The organism is Roseomonas sp. WA12 (assembly GCF_054165765.1).
The window spans coordinates 3,766,529-3,781,928 of record NZ_CM135108.1 but is presented as its reverse complement, the minus strand read 5'-3'; the positions used below and the strand labels follow the sequence as shown (position 1 = coordinate 3,781,928).

At 70.8% G+C, this 15,400-nt stretch carries 13 protein-coding genes; 8 read left to right on the top strand and 5 right to left on the bottom strand.

Annotated elements, in window-relative coordinates; translation table 11 throughout:
* Positions 1-38: 38 nt before the first annotated feature.
* Complete coding sequence (locus ACVBD7_RS18015; RefSeq protein WP_458094617.1) at positions 39-467, bottom strand: cupin domain-containing protein; 429 nt, start codon at positions 465-467, stop codon at positions 39-41.
* Positions 468-507: 40 nt separating this feature from the next.
* Complete coding sequence (locus ACVBD7_RS18010; RefSeq protein WP_458094616.1) at positions 508-1,497, bottom strand: Bug family tripartite tricarboxylate transporter substrate binding protein; 990 nt, start codon at positions 1,495-1,497, stop codon at positions 508-510.
* A 108-nt stretch (positions 1,498-1,605) separates the two neighbouring features.
* On the opposite strand from ACVBD7_RS18010, the gene ACVBD7_RS18005 reads away from it, so the two are divergent.
* The 3 genes from ACVBD7_RS18005 (at position 1,606) to ACVBD7_RS17995 (ending at position 4,552) form a co-directional block, all read left to right on the top strand.
* On the top strand, positions 1,606-2,409 hold the full coding sequence (locus ACVBD7_RS18005; protein ID WP_458094615.1) for a GntR family transcriptional regulator: 804 nt from the start codon (positions 1,606-1,608) through the stop codon (positions 2,407-2,409).
* Positions 2,410-2,476: 67 nt separating this feature from the next.
* The gene (locus tag ACVBD7_RS18000; RefSeq protein WP_458094614.1) at positions 2,477-3,472 is read left to right on the top strand and encodes an amidohydrolase family protein; all 996 of its coding nucleotides are present in this window, start codon (positions 2,477-2,479) and stop codon (positions 3,470-3,472) included.
* A gap of 3 nt (positions 3,473-3,475) precedes the next feature.
* A complete protein-coding gene (locus ACVBD7_RS17995; RefSeq protein ID WP_458094613.1) occupies positions 3,476-4,552 on the top strand; it encodes an Ldh family oxidoreductase in 1,077 nt (358 codons plus the stop codon).
* Positions 4,553-4,572: 20 nt separating this feature from the next.
* On the opposite strand, the gene ACVBD7_RS17990 is transcribed toward ACVBD7_RS17995, so the two are convergent.
* Together ACVBD7_RS17990 and ACVBD7_RS17985 are read right to left on the bottom strand one after the other, a co-directional pair.
* Positions 4,573-6,621, bottom strand: a complete 2,049-nt coding sequence (locus ACVBD7_RS17990) for a TonB-dependent receptor plug domain-containing protein (protein WP_458094612.1) — start codon at positions 6,619-6,621, stop codon at positions 4,573-4,575.
* A 2-nt stretch (positions 6,622-6,623) separates the two neighbouring features.
* Complete coding sequence (locus ACVBD7_RS17985; protein WP_458094611.1) at positions 6,624-7,223, bottom strand: YfiR/HmsC family protein; 600 nt, start codon at positions 7,221-7,223, stop codon at positions 6,624-6,626.
* Positions 7,224-7,493: 270 nt separating this feature from the next.
* Here ACVBD7_RS17985 and ACVBD7_RS17980 point away from each other — a divergent pair, with 270 nt between their 5' ends.
* Positions 7,494-9,332, top strand: a complete 1,839-nt coding sequence (locus ACVBD7_RS17980; RefSeq protein ID WP_458097720.1) for a putative bifunctional diguanylate cyclase/phosphodiesterase — start codon at positions 7,494-7,496, stop codon at positions 9,330-9,332.
* A gap of 79 nt (positions 9,333-9,411) precedes the next feature.
* Here ACVBD7_RS17980 and ACVBD7_RS17975 read toward each other — a convergent pair whose 3' ends face one another.
* Positions 9,412-10,407, bottom strand: a complete 996-nt coding sequence (locus tag ACVBD7_RS17975; RefSeq protein WP_458094610.1) for a Bug family tripartite tricarboxylate transporter substrate binding protein — start codon at positions 10,405-10,407, stop codon at positions 9,412-9,414.
* A 226-nt stretch (positions 10,408-10,633) separates the two neighbouring features.
* On the opposite strand from ACVBD7_RS17975, the gene ACVBD7_RS17970 reads away from it, so the two are divergent.
* The 4 genes from ACVBD7_RS17970 to eda are packed head-to-tail and all read left to right on the top strand — an operon-like array spanning position 10,634 to position 15,139.
* Positions 10,634-12,403 (top strand): IlvD/Edd family dehydratase, encoded by a 1,770-nt coding sequence (locus tag ACVBD7_RS17970; RefSeq protein WP_458094609.1) that lies wholly within the window; start codon positions 10,634-10,636, stop codon positions 12,401-12,403.
* Between the two features lie 8 nt (positions 12,404-12,411).
* Complete coding sequence (locus ACVBD7_RS17965) at positions 12,412-13,542, top strand: LacI family DNA-binding transcriptional regulator (RefSeq protein WP_458094608.1); 1,131 nt, start codon at positions 12,412-12,414, stop codon at positions 13,540-13,542.
* Positions 13,539-14,504 carry a sugar kinase gene (locus ACVBD7_RS17960; RefSeq protein ID WP_458094607.1) on the top strand — a complete coding sequence of 322 codons (966 nt, stop codon included), beginning with the start codon at positions 13,539-13,541 and terminating at the stop codon, positions 14,502-14,504. The genes ACVBD7_RS17965 and ACVBD7_RS17960 overlap by 4 nt, the downstream gene beginning before the upstream one ends.
* A complete protein-coding gene (eda, locus tag ACVBD7_RS17955) occupies positions 14,501-15,139 on the top strand; it encodes a bifunctional 4-hydroxy-2-oxoglutarate aldolase/2-dehydro-3-deoxy-phosphogluconate aldolase (protein ID WP_458094606.1) in 639 nt (212 codons plus the stop codon). Before ACVBD7_RS17960 ends, eda begins: the two co-directional genes overlap by 4 nt.
* The last annotated feature ends 261 nt before the right edge of the window (positions 15,140-15,400 follow it).

Below are 15,400 nucleotides of genomic sequence, written 5' to 3'. Positions count from 1 at the left end.
CGGCCCGCCGGCTCTTCGGCCGGTTGCGGGCCTGCGATTCAGACGGCCGGCGGCCGCATGATCTTGTCGGGCGCATGCTCCGCCGCCACGGGGCGCGTCTCGCCGGTCGTGACCAGCGTGCGGGTCGCGGTGACGGAGGCGTAGGTCCAGAAGATCCGCATGGGCGCCTCGGCGCTGGCGTTGCGGAAGAAATGCGGCAGGTTCGCCGGGATCCAGGTGGTGTCGCCGGCGCCCAGCCGGTGCTCCACCCCGTCGAGCACGGCGACGGCGTCGCCCTCCAGCACCATCACGCTCTCCTCGCAATTGTGGAGATGCTCCCCGATGGCGGCGCCGGGATCGAAGATGGTGATGCCGTTCAGCAGCTGGGTGGAGCCGATGCCCGGCGTGACGAGCGGGATGGTGCGCGCGCCGCCGCCGCGATCCGCCATGGGGCGCTCAGCGGGGCGGAGGACGGCGGGTTGGGCCATGATGCGGTTCAGCCTGTGCTGGAGGTCGGGAAAGGGCGCGCTATTCCATGCGAATGCCGGCGCTGCGGATGATCTCCGCCATCGCCTGGTGGTCCCGCGCCAGGGCCTGGGTGAACTCCTCGGGCGTGTTGCCGACCACCTCGTAGCCCAGCCCCTCCAGCCGCTCGCGCACGGCCGGCACCGCCAGCGCCTCGCGCAACGCGTCGTTCAGCCGCGCGATGACGCCGGGTGGGGTGCCGGAAGGGGCGAGGAGGGCGCCCCAGGTGAAGAAGGCGAAGCCGGCCATGCTGGCATCGGCCTCGGCGATGGTGGGCGCATCGGGGAAGCTGTCGATCCGCGTGGGGCCCGCGGTGCCGAGGATGCGGAGTTGGCCGTCGCGGATGAAACCGTTCGGGGTGGGCAGGCCGAAGAAGCCGAAGGGCACCTCGCCAGCCGTGACGGCGGTGAGCGCCGGCGTCGCGCCGCGATAGGAAATGTGGTTCATCCGCACCCCTGCCTTCTGCAGGAAGCTTTCCATCGCGACGTGCTGCGGGCTGCCAGCGCCGCCCGAGGCGTAGTCGATCATGCCCGGCCGCGCGCGGGCGGCGGCAATGAGGCCGGGGATGTCGCGCGCGGGCGCGTTGGGATGGGCCACCAGCGCCCAGCGGATGCGCGCGATCTGCCCTATCGGGGCGAAGTCGCGCAGCGGGTCGTAGCCGACCTGGGAATTCATGTTGGGCAGCATGGTCAGCACGGCGTCGTTCACCGCAACGAGCGTATAGCCATCGGGCGCCGAACGGGCCCCGGCGCGCATCCCCACCATGCCGGAGGCGCCTGTCTGGTTCTCGATCACCAGCCGCTGGCCGAGGAGATCGCCCATGCGGTCGGTGACGATGCGGGCGACCACATCCACCGCGCTGCCGGCCGCGAGCGGCATGATCACGCGGATGGGGCGGCTGGGGTAGGACTCCTGCGCCACGGCGCAGCCGGGCAGGGCGGCGGCGCCTGCGAAGAGGGCGCCCATGGTGAAAGCGAGAAGCCGCCGGCGCATCGCGCATCCTCCCGTGCCGCGGTATCCCGCGTGTCACTTGCATTAAGACGATACAGGACATATCCGTCCGGCCCGGCTGTCAAGCCGGAGGATCGAAGGGGTCGGTGCATGGCGTTGGAGGCACGGGCGGAGGGTGGCGCGCCGCGGCTTCGGCCGCTGCGGGGCGGGCCGGTCATGCCGCTCTGGCTGCAGCTGAAGCATGCCCTGCGGGACCTTATTACCTTCGACCTCTCCCCCGGGGACCGTCTCGCCACCGAAGCGGAGCTCTGCGCTCATTACGGCCTGTCCCGCATCACCGTGCGCCAGGCCGTCACCTCGCTGGTGGAGGAGGGGCTGCTGCACCGGCAGCAAGGGCGGGGCACCTTCGTGCGTCTGGCCCGGCGGGACGCGCCGCTTCTTCATTCCGGCCATTTCCTGGCCGGCCCCTTCGAGGACGGGCCGCCCGGCGCCGTTCGGCTGCACGCCGCCGAGACGGTTCCGGCGCCGAGCTGGGTGGCGCAGCGTCTCGGAATTGCTGCCGAGGCCCAAGTGCACAAGCTGCGCCGCGTCCTGCACCGGGACGGGGCGCCGGTGGCCATCCGCACCTCCTTCGTGCCCGCGGCGCTGGCGCCGGACTTGCTGGGCACCGGACTGGCGCAGCCCCTGCACCAGGTGCTGGAGGGGATCTTCGGCCTTGTGGCGCAGGAGGCGCAGGAGCGGATGGAGGTGATCCGGGCCGATGCCTTCCGCGCCGGGCTGCTGGCGATCGCGCCGCATGAGCCGCTGGTGCTGACCGAGCGCGTGGCGGTGGATGCCGCGGGGCAGGCGCTGGAATACGCGCGGAGTTACTACCGGGCCGACAGCTTCTCCTTCACCCGCACGATGCGCCGGGGCGAGTTGCGGGCGATGCGGGTGCCGGCCGGGGAGGCTTGACCGCTTCCCCGCATATTGTCTTATGACGTCATAAGGCTTGGCGACCGACCGGGCCGGGAGAAACGCCGTGGCCGTGATCGACGCGCACACCCATGTCCTTACCGAGTCCATGATCGCGGCCATCGCCCGCGACGTTCCCTCCCTCGCGCCGAAGCTGACGCGCCTGGATGACGAGGCCGGGGTACTCGAGATCCTGGATGTCCGGCAGAACCCCTTCCCCCGTGCCGCCTGGGACCTGGAGCGGCGCTTCGCCGATATGGCGGCGCAGCGGGTGGACATGCAGGTGGTCTGCAACATCCCGCACACCTTCCTCTACGAGGCGGATGCGGGCGCGGCCGATACGGTTTCCGAGATCCAGAACGAGGCGATTGGCGCGCTTTGCCGGCAGTACCCGAACCGCTTCCTGGGCCTGGCCACCGCCGCCATGCAGGACCCGGCGCGCGCGGCCGCGACGCTGGAGCGTGCCATCACCGCGCACGGGCTGCGCGGGCTGCATCTCGGTTCCAATATCGGTGGGAGCAACCTCGACGACCCCGCGCTAGACGCCGTGTGGGCGGTGGCGGAGCGGCACCGGCTGCTCGTGCTCGTGCATCCGCACAAGGTCGTCGCGGCCGAGCGGATGCGGAGCTACTACCTGACCAACCTGATCGGGAACCCGCTGGAGACGACGATCGCGGCCACCTCCCTCGTCTTCGGCGGGGTGATCGAGCGGCATCCGAACATCCGCTTCCTGCTCTCCCATGCCGGCGGCTTCGTGCCCTTCCAGGCCGGCCGCTTCCGCCATGGCTGGCGCGTGCGGCCGGAGCCGAAGGCGCGGCTGAAGGGCGATCCAACCGAGAGCCTGGACCGCCTTCTGTATGACAGCATCACCCACGCCCCGGGCGCGCTGCGCTTCCTGCTGGAGGAGGTGGGCGCCGAGCGAATTCTGTTCGGCACCGACTATCCCTTCGACATGGGCACCACAACTGGCGTGGAGGATGTGGAGGCGGCGATCCCCGATCTCGCCGCGCGCGACGCCATCCTGTCGGGCAATGCCCGCCGTCTCCTCGGGCTGGAGGGTTAGTCCATGGCGTCCGAGGAGCATGCGGGCCCGCGCCACCGCGCGGAGGTGATGATCGGCTTCGCGGCCGACATCCTGGCGGCGCAAAGACTGCGCGAAGCCGATGCGCGGCGCGCGGCCGAGCTGATGGTGGAGGCCGACCTGACCGGCGCCGACGCCCATGGCATCTTCCGCCTGCCCCAGTATGTGCGCCGCCTTCGCGCGGGCGGCGCCAATCCACGGCCGGACATCACCGTGCGTCGCCTGGCGCCGGCGGTGGCGATGGTGGAGGGCGATAACGGCCTCGGGCACCTCGTCATGTCGCAGGCGGGCGAGACGGCGATCGCCATCGCGCGCGAGAACGGCATCGCATGGGTGGGCGCGCGCCGGTCGAACCATGCGGGATCGGGCGCGGTGCATGCCTGCCTACCACTCGCGGCGGGGATGGTCGGCATCTACACGGTGGTGGCGAGCGCCAACCACATGGCGCCCTGGGGCGGCACGGAATCGCTGCTGGGCACCAACCCGCTGGCCATCGCGATCCCGATGGGCGAGGCCGATCCGGTCGTGCTCGACATGGCCACCACCGTCGTCTCCTACGGCACGGTGAAGGGCCATGCGATGGTGGGCAAGCCGATGCCGGAGGGCTGGATGATCGATGCCCGCACCGGCGAGGCGCTGACCGACCCCAACCGCAGCCATGAGGGCATTCTGCTGCCCGTCGGCGGCTATAAGGGCAGCGGTCTGGCGATGATGCTCGGGTTCCTGGCCGGGACGCTGAACCGGGCGGCCTTCGGGCGGGACGTGGTGGACTTCAACGCCGATGACCGCACGGTAACAGAGACGGGCCACGTGCTGATTGCGCTGGATGTCTCGCGCTTCCTCGACCCACGAGACTTCCAGGCGGAGGTGACGCGGCATCTGGACGAGTTGCGGAACTCCGCGCGGCTGCCCGGGGTGGACCGTATCCGCACGCCCGGGGAGTTGCGCGCGGAGCGGCGGCGACAGCGCGCAGCGCAGGGCGTTGCCTTGTCCGCACCGCTGATGGCCCAGCTCGACCGCCTGGCCGGCGAGGCGGGGGTGGTGCCACTCGGCCAGCGCTGAAGGCGCCAGCGCGGCCCCGGTCAGAAGTCCATCCGCAGCGAGACATAGATCCGGCGCTCCGCTTCCGCCCCGATCCCCTGGCGCTGCCGCTCATGCAGGAGGCTCGATCCCTCCAGCGCCAGGGTGGCCTTGTCCGTCACGCGATAGCCGATCCGTGCGGCCAGCGAGGCATAGTCCTCCACCCGCACCGGCAGGATGGCTTTCTCGGTCGTCCGGTAGCCCTCCATCGTGGTGGAGTAGCGCCCGAACAGATCCAGCCGCAGCGGCCCCTGGCCCCAGCCCAGCCGCGCCGAGACCAGGTGCCGGGGCGAGGCGTGCCCCAGATTCAGGAGGCTCGGCCGCTCCCCCTCCTCGACGACGGCCAGGCGGTACTCGACGCCCCAGTCGAAGGCATCGAACGCTTGGCCGGCGGCGGAGAGCTCCACCCCGTAGGCGTGCGAGGGTTCGAGGTTGTAGGGGATGATGACCGGCAGCGTCGGCAGGGCCGGAAGCGTCGTCGGGGCGGAGCCGAGCGAGGCGCTGATGCCGCGGCTGACCTGGTAGAACCCTGTCGCACCGATGCGGCCGCGGATCGCCTCGATCTGGCGGCTGTAACCGATCTCATAGTCGTCCACCGTCGACGGTTTCAGCAGGGGTGACCCGACCGTCGCGATGCCCAGGGTGGAGGAGATGGTCCGCGTCCCCATGTCGAAATAGCTCGGCACGCCAACGCCGCGCGCTACCGAGGCGCGCAGCGTGTCGGCCTCCGTCGCCCGCCAGACCAGGCCGGCATTCCAGGAGACGGTGCCGTAATCGCGGCGATAGTCGCGGTCGCCGAAGGGGAAGACCGGGCTGTCGTAGCCGCGGGCATTGATCCAGATGTGGTCGTATCGCAGTGCGCCCGTCCATTCGACATCCGGCGTGACTGCCCAGTTCCACATGGCACCGGCTGCCGCGACGTCGTAGCCGCCCGACAGCCCGCGCAGCAGGGCGGTGTTCAGCACGCTGCCCCCGCCCGTGCCGCCATCGCCGCTGATGGTATTGTGCCGGTACTCCAGGAAGGGGCGCAGTGTGTGCGAGGCGCCAATCTTCACCGTGTCGCTCAGCTGCGCGACCGTCACGCCTTGTTCCAGCAGTGGCGTGCCGAGAAGGCGGGCCTGCAGGGCGTTGTGGTACAGCGCCGCCCCGATCGTGCCCAGGCCCGTCTCGGCCGTGATGCGCCCGCGCACGCTCCAGGTCTTCACGTCCCAGGGCGGCAGGAAGCCGGGCAGCTGCATCTCGGCACCGATGGAGCGGGAATAGCTCGCATCGAGGCCGGCCTGCACCGTGTCGCTCAGGCGGAAGGAGGAGTCGGCGGCAACCTGCCCGTGCGACACGTCCCTGTCCGCGCCCAGCGCCCGCTCGAAGGGCTGGTAGCCGCGGCGCCAGGCGTCCTGGTTGCGGAGCCCGGCCGAGAGCCGGATCCCGGAGCCCTCGCCGAGCGGGGCGGTCGTGACCCCCGACAGCTCTCCGTAGCCACCCGTGCCGCCGCGCATCACGAGGCTGCTGACGCGATCTCGCGCCGGATCGAAGGTGATGATGTTGATCACGCCGGCAGCGGCGTTGAAGCCGAACAGCGCGCTGTTGGGGCCGCGCACCACCTCGATCTGCCGGATCTCGGAGAGCTGGACCGGCAGGTTATCCCAGGAGGTGCGGCCGAAAGCGTCCAGATAGACCTGGCGGCCATTGACCAGCACCAGAACGCGCTGGGTGTTCGGGGCAGCGTAGCCGCGGGCACTGACCGAGAAGTCCTCCGGCCCGTATTGCTGCACGTCGAGCGAGGTATAGCGGGCGAGTACGGCCGGGATGTCGCTCGCGCCCGAGCGACGGATCTGCTCGGCAGTGATGATGTTCATCGCGACAGGCACGTCCGAGGCGCGCTGCGGCTTGCCGGTGGCGCTGGTCGTGACCGGCTCCCCGAACAGCTCCTCCAGCGCGCTGTGGTCGATGCCCTGCGCCGCCACCGGGCCCGGGAGGGCGAGGGCGAGGAGGCCGGCAAGGGAGGCGATCCGCCGGGCGGGACATCCGCCTCGAGTCTTGCGTGCGTTCACGATCAACGCTCCTGGATCATCATGCGGAAGGCGGCGGCGAAGTTGACGCCTGCGGTCTGCGCGGCGGCCCGGTTCACGAGGATCTCGACCCGCGGCTCGCTCCGGACGACCATCACGACCGAGCCGGCATCGATCAGCCCGCGGTCGGAGCTCACGGTCAGGACGGAGCGGCCGGCGACGACCCGGGCCACCATGGCCGCCTGGGCAGCTGCCGCATCGGTCAGGAGCAGCGCAGCCGGCCCTGCCTCACCCACCTTCTCCAGCGTCACGAGCCTGGGGCGCACGAGGAGGTTGCCGGCTCGCAGCCCATCGCCGAAGAAAGCGGCGATCCGGTTCGCCTCGGCCATGCCCGCTGTGGATTGCTGGGGATAGACGATGCCGATCTCGGCCGCGCCGCTCGGTGGGCGCTCGAGAAAGCCGAGCGCGCGAGCAAGGACCTGGAGGTCGCGCAGCGTCGGCTCTGCAACGGCGGGCCGCGTTGGCCCGGCAAGTGCCAACAGAAGCGGGAGGGCGGACCAGAAACGGGCGGGCAGGCCCCTTGTCGCGCGCGCCCGCGTCCGAAGCCGGGATGGCGGAAAGCCGCACTGCTCGAGAGGGATCATGCGCGGCAAACGGGTCGCCCCATGCTGGAAATTCGCCAAGGGGACAGGGCATGTCCCCGGCTGGCCGGCCGATGCCGGTTTCGGCGATGGTGGCCGTACAAGCTGAAGAAAAAGCGAATGCGGCCGGAAAGATCCTCGGCGCCATCTTGAGGATTCGTTTGCGAAGTCGGGCGCAACATCCTGGCGATGTCGTTCAGCATGCTCACCGACTCCGGTCCGATGATGCAGCTCCGGGCCCACATGGCCTGGGCCAGAGGCTGTGTGCGCGCCATGTTGACGGCCGGTACGGAGGAGGCATCGGCCCCGAACAGCGCAGTGACCCTCACCGTCACCACCCTGGCGGGGCTGGCCGCCCTGGTGATCGCGGCGACGATTCCCGTGACCTATCTCTCGGCCGCCCGCTACCGCGTCCTTGGCGCGCTAGAGGCGAGCGCGACGCTGCACGCGGCCGAGATCGGGGAGATGGCGCGGGTGAACCCGGCCTTCTGGGAGTTCGAGGGCCTGCGCGTCTCCGCCCCGTCCCAGGGGCGGGCCTCGGCGGAACTCCGCCGCGTCCTCGACACCGGGGGCCGGCTCATCATCGAGTCGGTACCCGGAGAGGAGCTGGCATGGCCGGTCCTCACCCATCGCGAACCGGTCATGGAAGGGGAGCGCCTGGTCGGACATGCCGAGGCCGCGCGCTCCATGCGCGATGCGCTGGAGACGACGGCGCTGCTGGCCTTGGGGTCGGCCATGCTGGGCGGTCTGATCTTCACGGTACTGCGCGTGCTGCCGCTCCGCCTGCTGAACCAGGCGCTGACGCGGGCGAGCTATCTTGCAGCCCATGACCTGCTCACGGGGTTGCCCAATCGCAGCCTCTTCGGCGACCGGCTGCACCAGGCGCTCGCCATGGCGCGGCGCGAATCAACGCCGCTCGCGGTGCTCTGCCTCGACCTGGACCGCTTCAAGGAGGTGAACGACACGCTCGGCCACGCGGCGGGCGACCGGCTACTGAAGATCGTTGCGGCCCGCATGGTGGGCGTGCTGCGAGAGAGCGATACGCTGGCCCGGCTGGGCGGGGATGAATTCGCCGTGGTGCAGCCTCAGGCCGTCCAGCCCGAGGCCGCGGACGGGCTGGCGCGCCGGCTGATCGCGGTTCTGGAAGAGCCCGTGGACCTCGATGGCCACTGCGTGACCGTCGGCGTCAGCATCGGCATCGCCATGGCGGAACGGAGCGGCTCGGCCGATCCGATGCAGCTGATGCGGGACGCCGATCTCGCGCTCTACCAAGCGAAGGAGAGCGGGCGGGGCGGCTACTCCTTCTTCGCGCCGGAGATGAACCGCAAGCTGCGCGAGCGGCGGGCGCTGGAGGCCGATCTCCGCACCGCGCTGGCGCAGGGCGACTTCCGGCTGGCCTATCAGCCGCAGGTTCATCTCGACACCGGGGAGGTGACCGGGGCGGAGGCGCTGCTGCGCTGGGAGCGGCCCGGCGTGGGCAACGTGCCGCCGGACCAGTTCATCGCGCTGGCCGAGGAGACCGGGCTGATCGGGCCGATCGGCACCTGGGCCCTGCAGGAGGCCTGCCGCGAGGCGGCGGGGTGGCCCGGGCACATCACCGTTGCCGTCAATGTCTCGCCCGTGCAGTTCCGCCAGACGGGCCTGTTCGAGGCGGTGGTGGCGGCGCTGGAGGCCAGCGGGCTGGCGCCCGAGCGGCTGGAGATCGAGATTACCGAGGGCGTGCTGCTCAAGGACACGGATGGAACTCTGGCCACGCTGCGCCGTCTGCGCGAGGTCGGGGTGAAGATCGCGATGGATGATTTCGGCACGGGCTATTCCAGCCTCGGCTACTTGCAGAAATTTCCGTTCGACAAGGTGAAGATCGATCGCTCCTTCGTCCGCCACCTTGGCGATGACCGCAGTGCCGAGGCGATTGTCCGGGCGGTGGTGGGAATGAGTCACGCACTGGGCGTGCGCACGATCGCCGAAGGTGTGGAGACCCAGGCGCAGGCGGAGATGCTGCGCCTCAAGGGATGCCAGGCCGTTCAGGGATACCTGTTCGGCCGGCCGATGACGGCGGGAATGCTCGCCCGGTTGTTCGTCGGGGAGGAACCGGCTCAGGGCGCCGCCTGAGCGGGAGCGCTGGTGCAGCCCCATGAAAAAGGGGCGCCCCTGAAAGGGCGCCCCTCTGTCCGTGCAGCCGGTGTAAGGCTCAGGCGGCGGTGATGTTATTCGCCTTCACCACCTCGCCCCAGCGGGCGTGGTCGCGGCGGACCATGGTGGCAAATTCCTCCATCGTGCCGCTGCCGGGCTCGTCGCCCTGGCTGGTGATGCGCTCCCGCAGGCCCGGATCCTGCAGTGCGGTGTTCTGCGCCGCATAGATCTTGCGGAGGACGTCGTCGGGCGTGCCCTTCGGCGCGAAGAGGCCGATCCAGGCGGTGAAGGTGAAGTCCGCAAGTCCCTGCTCAGTCGCCGTGGGGATGTCGGGGAAGGCGGGCGAGCGGTTCGGGCCGGTGACGAGGATGCCGCGCAGCTGGCCTGCCTTGATGAAGGGCGCCATGACGGAGGCAGCGTCGAACATCGCGCTGAAACGGTTGGCGATGAAGTCCTGGATGGCCGGGCCGCTGCCGCGATAGGGCACGCTCTCCATCTCCGGCTTGCCAATCCGCTCGCGGAACAGCTCCATCGCGCAATGCGACAGGCTGCCGGCGGCGGGGGAGCCGTAGTTCACGCCGCCGCGCTGCGCCTTGATCCAGGCCGTCAGCTCCTGGACGTTGGTGGCCGGCACGGAGGGATGCACGCAAAGGATGAGCGAGCTCTGCAGCGTCAGCCCGATCGGAACCAGGTCGAGCGGGTTGATGGTCATGCCCGGGAAGGTGTGCGGGTTGATGGCCATCGGGCTCGAGTTGCCGGCGAGCAGAGTGTAGCCGTCCGGCCGGGCGCGCAGCACGGCTTCCGTGCCGATATTGCCGCCAGCGCCGCCGCGGTTGTCGATGACCACCGGCTGGCCGAGGGCGGCACCGAGGCCGGGCTGCACCACACGCGCGGCAAAGTCGGTCTGGCCGCCCGGCGGGAAGCCGACGATGAGGTTCACGGGGCGGTTGGGGTAGGCACCTTGGGCATGAACCGCGGAGGGCAGGGCCAGGCCGCCGGCCAGGCCACCCAGGCCGGCAAGCGCCATGCGGCGCGTCAGATTCTCGATCGTCACGTCTGTCGTCTCCCTCGCGGTGCTCCGGTTCTCGGTCGGAGTCGGCGGGCCGGACGCTAGTTTGGACTGATCCAACCGACAAGGGACTTCTCCGGCCGGATCGATCCGGTCAGATGCTCATCAGCCACATCGAGTTGACGGACAAACCGGCCGCTCGTATCGACATCGTTGGATCAGTCCAAAACGAGCGGGATCACGCCCGCCGCGCGGGAGTGGGAAAAACGCCATGGTCAAGCTTCGCAGCCAGTCCTGGTTCGACGATCCCCACGACCCCGACATGACCGCGCTCTATCTCGAACGCTACCTGAATTACGGGATCACCCGCGCCGAGCTGCAATCCGGCAAGCCCATCATCGGCATCGCCCAGACCGGCAGCGACCTCGCCCCTTGCAACCGCCATCACCTCGTACTGGCGGAGCGCGTGAAGGCGGGCATTCGCGAGGCGGGCGGGATCCCGATGGAATTCCCCGTCCACCCCATCCAGGAGACGGGCAAGCGGCCGACCGCCGCGCTGGACCGCAACCTCGCCTATCTTGGCCTGGTGGAGGTGCTGTTCGGCTACCCGCTGGACGGCGTCGTGCTCACCACCGGCTGCGACAAGACCACGCCCGCCTGCCTGATGGCGGCGGCCACGGTGAACATGCCGGCCATCGTGCTCTCGGGCGGGCCGATGCTGGACGGGCACTACAAGGGGCGGCTCGCGGGTTCCGGCACCATCATCTGGGAGGGGCGGCAGCGCCTGGCGGCCGGCGAGATCACCTACGAGGACTTCATGGACATGGCCGCGGCCTCGGCGCCGAGCGTCGGCCATTGCAACACCATGGGCACCGCGCTCTCGATGAACTCGATCGCGGAGGCGCTGGGAATGAGCATTCCCACCTGCGCCTCCATCCCCGGGCCGTATCGCGAGCGCGGGCAGATGGCCTATCGCACCGGACTCCGCATCGTGGACATGGTGCGCGAGGACCTGACGCCGCGGAAGGTGATGACGAAGGAGGCTTTCGAGAACGCGATCATGGTCGCCTCCGCCATCGGCGCCTCCACCAACGCGCCGCCGCATCTCATCGCCATCGCGCGCCATGTCGGCGTGGATCTCACCCTCGATGACTGGCAGCGCGTGGGGCATGACGTGCCGATGCTGGTGAATTGCCAGCCCGCCGGTGCCTATCTCGGCGAGTCCTTCCACCGCGCGGGCGGCGTACCGGCTGTCATGCACGAGCTGCTGGAGGCCGGGCTGCTGCATGGCGGCGCGCTGAGCGTCACCGGGCGCAGCGTGGCCGAGGAGATGGAAGGTGCGGTCTCGCAGGACCGCGACGTCATCCGCGCCTTTGAGGCGCCGCTGGTGCCGCAGGCCGGGATGTTGGTGCTGCGCGGCAACCTCTTCGATTCCGGCATCATGAAGACGAGCGTGATCTCGCCCGAATTCCGCGAGCGCTACCTGTCCAACCCCGATGATCACGATGCCTTCGAGGGCCGCGCGATCATCTTCGAGGGGCCGGAGGACTACCATAAGCGCATCAACGAGCCGGGGCTGCAGATCGACGAGTTCTGCATCCTGTTCATCCGCAATTGTGGCCCGGTCGGCTATCCCGGCTCGGCAGAGGTGGTGAACATGCAGCCGCCGGACGAGCTCATCCGCCGGGGCATTCATTCCCTGCCCTGCATCGGCGACGGGCGGCAGAGCGGCACATCCGCCAGTCCTTCCATCCTCAATGTCTCACCCGAGGCGGCGGTGGGCGGAAACCTGGCCATCTTGCGCATGAACGACCGCGTGCGCGTGGACCTTCGCGCTCGGCGCGTGGACCTGCTGGTGTCGGAGGAGGAGATCGCCGCCCGCCGCGCCGCGCTGAAGCTTCCCGAGTTGCGGAATCAGACGCCCTGGCAGGCGCTGTACCGGGAGACGGTCGGCCAGCTCTCGACCGGCGCCTGCCTGGAAGATGCTGTGCCCTACCAGGATCTGGTTCACACGGCGGGCCTGCCGCGCCACTCGCACTAGGCGCGGATATGGCCCACCCGCCCGACCTCTCGCCGGGCCGGCACGGGCCCGCCCCGGCGCGGCCGATTCCGGCGGCGCGCGCGCGGCTGACGCTGCGCGAGGTGGCGGCGCGCGCGGGGGTTTCGCGCGCGACCGTTTCCCTCGTTCTGCGCGAGAGTCCGTTGGTCGCGGCCGAAACGCGGGCGCGGGTGCGGGCGGCGGTGGATGCGCTGGGCTACACCTACAACCGCGGCGCCGCGATGCTGCGGGCCAGCCGCAGCCAGACCATCGGCCTCATCGTTACCGATATCACCAACCCCTTCTTCGGCGAGATGGCAGTGGGCGTGGATTCCACCATGGACCCGGCGGGCTATGTCTCCTTCCTCGTCAGCACCGGCGAGGATCTGGAGCGGCAGGATCGCTTCCTGCGCCGCATGCGCGAGCAGGGCGTGGACGGGGTGGTGCTGTGCCCCGCCGCGGGCACCCCGCCCGAGCTGATGCGCCGCCTGCACGAATGGCGGCTACCCTGCGTGCAGGCGCTGCGCCACGTCTCGGCGCGGGACGGGGAGGCGGAGGACCATGCGACCGCCGATAACGGCTTCGCGCTGGAGCAGGTGGTGGAGCACCTGGTGCGGCTCGGCCATCGCCGCATCGCCTATCTCGGCGCCGAGCTCGCCCATTCCGTCAGCCGCGCCCGGCGGCTGGGCTTCACCGCGGCCATGCGCCGCCACGGGCTGGAGACGGGGCTGATGCTGAAGGTGGCGGTCTCGCGCCGCGCCGGGGCGGAGGCGATCGGTGCGCTGCTGGACGGGCCGGCGCCGCCCAGCGCCGTGGTGTGCTTCAACGACGTGGTCGCGCTCGGCGCCATGCTGGGACTGGAGCGCCGGGGCCTGCGCCCCGGGCGCGACATCGCGGTGACGGGGGTGGACGACCTGCCCGAGGCCGCGCTGTGCGAGCCCGGGCTCACCACCGTCTCCACCCTGGCGCGGCTGGTGGGCGAGGAGGCCGGGCGCCTGCTGCTGCGCCGGATTGCCGAGCCTGAGGGAGCGCCCGAGCAGGTGATCCTTCCCGCACGGCTCGTGGTTCGCGGCTCCTGCGGCGCGCCCCGCGGTGGGGCTGCCTATATCCGGGCCGCTGCCCCGGCGGAGACTGTGCTGTGACGCGTACCGCCTGGAAGGTCGCCTGCATCGGCGAGTGCATGATCGAACTGCGCGAGCGGCCGGATGGGCTTCTCTCCCGCGCCTTCGGCGGGGACACGCTGAATACCGCCATCTATCTCGCCCGCGTCGGCGGGCCGGGGCTGGCGGTGGATTACGTCACCGCGCTCGGGGACGACGCGCATAGCGAGGAGATGCTGCGCGCCTGGGAGGCGGAGGGCGTGGGCACCGGTCTCGTGCCGCGGCTGCCCGGCCGGGTGCCCGGCCTCTACCTCATCCAGACCGATGCCAAGGGGGAGCGGCGCTTCTCCTACTGGCGGGGCGAGGCCCCCGTGCGCCAGCTCTTCGACCTGCCGGAGACGCCTGACATCGAGGCGGGGCTGGCGGCGGCCGATCTCGTCTATCTCTCCGGCATCACCCTCTCCCTTTTCGCGGGCGCCGCGCGGGAGCGGCTGTTCGGCGCGCTACAGGCGGTGCGCGCCGCCGGCGGACGGGTGGTGTTCGACAGCAACTTCCGCCCGCGCGGCTGGCCGGACCCGGAGGAGGCGCGCCGTGCCTTCGCCCGCGCCATCGCGCTCAGCCACACCGTGCTCGCAGGGGTGGAGGATTTCGCGCTGCTGGAGGACGGTGCCACGCCCGAGGCGCTGGTCACGCGGCTGCGCGACGCCGGCGTGGCCGAGGCGGTGGTGAAGCGGCCGGAGCCCGGCTGCATCGTGCTGTGCGGCGACCGCGAATGGGACGTGCCCCCGCCCGAGCCTGTCACGCCCGTGGACACCACGGCGGCCGGGGACAGCTTCGCCGCCGCCTTCCTCGCCGCCCGCCTGGCCGGGCTGCCGCCCGACGCCGCTGCCCTGGCCGGTCATCGCCTGGCCGGAGCCGTGATCCGCCATCCCGGCGCGATCATCCCGCGCGAGGCCATGCCATCAGGCATCCTCGACCACCCCGACGCCCCGGAGGCCGCATGACCGTGCCCAACACCACCGCCGATCTGCTGCGCGCCGCCCGGATCGTGCCGGTGCTGACCATCCATGATGCCGCGACCGCCGTGCCGCTCGCCCGTGCGCTGGTCGCCGGCGGAGTGCGCACGCTTGAGATCACGCTGCGGACCGAAGCCGGTGCGAAGGCAGCGGAGGCGATCATCGCCGGGGTGCCGGATGCCGTGGTCGGGCTGGGTACGGTGCTGACGCGGCGCGACCTCGCCCTTGCCCGCTCGATCGGCGCGACCTTCGCCTTCTCGCCCGGCGCGACGACGGAGCTGCTGGACGCGGCCGCGGAGGACGGTATCCCCTTCGTGCCCGGCATCGCCACGGCCTCCGAGCTCATGGCCGCGATGGCGCGCGGCTTTTCCACGGTGAAGCTGTTCCCGGCGGCGCAGATGGGCGGCATCGGCGCGCTGAAGGCGCTCGGCGCACCCTTCCCGGAGGCGCGCTTCTGCCCCACCGGCGGCATCGGGGAGAAGGAAGCGCCGGACTACTTGGCGCTGCCGAATGTGGTCGCGGTGGGCGGGTCCTGGCTTGCACCGGCGGCGGAGGTGGCAGCGGGGAACTGGGAGGCCATTAAGGGCCGGGCGAGGCGGGCTATGGAGTTGGCTGGAGCCTGAGTTAGGTCGGGCGGGTTGCCCCCGGGAGGCTTTGCCTCCCGGACCCTCCACCGGGGAGCCACCGGGCTCCCCGGACCCCGCGTCAAGTTCAACGGGCCGCCCAGCGGTCAGGGGCAGCGCCGCAGGCAGGGGTTTCAGACGCCGGGACCGGCCTTCTCAGTCGCCGAGGGTCATCGACCCTCGGCGTGACCACTGAGGTTCAGATGGTGGGGTCCGGGAAGCCTCAGGCTTCCCGGCGGAGGGTCCAGGGAGGCGGCGCCT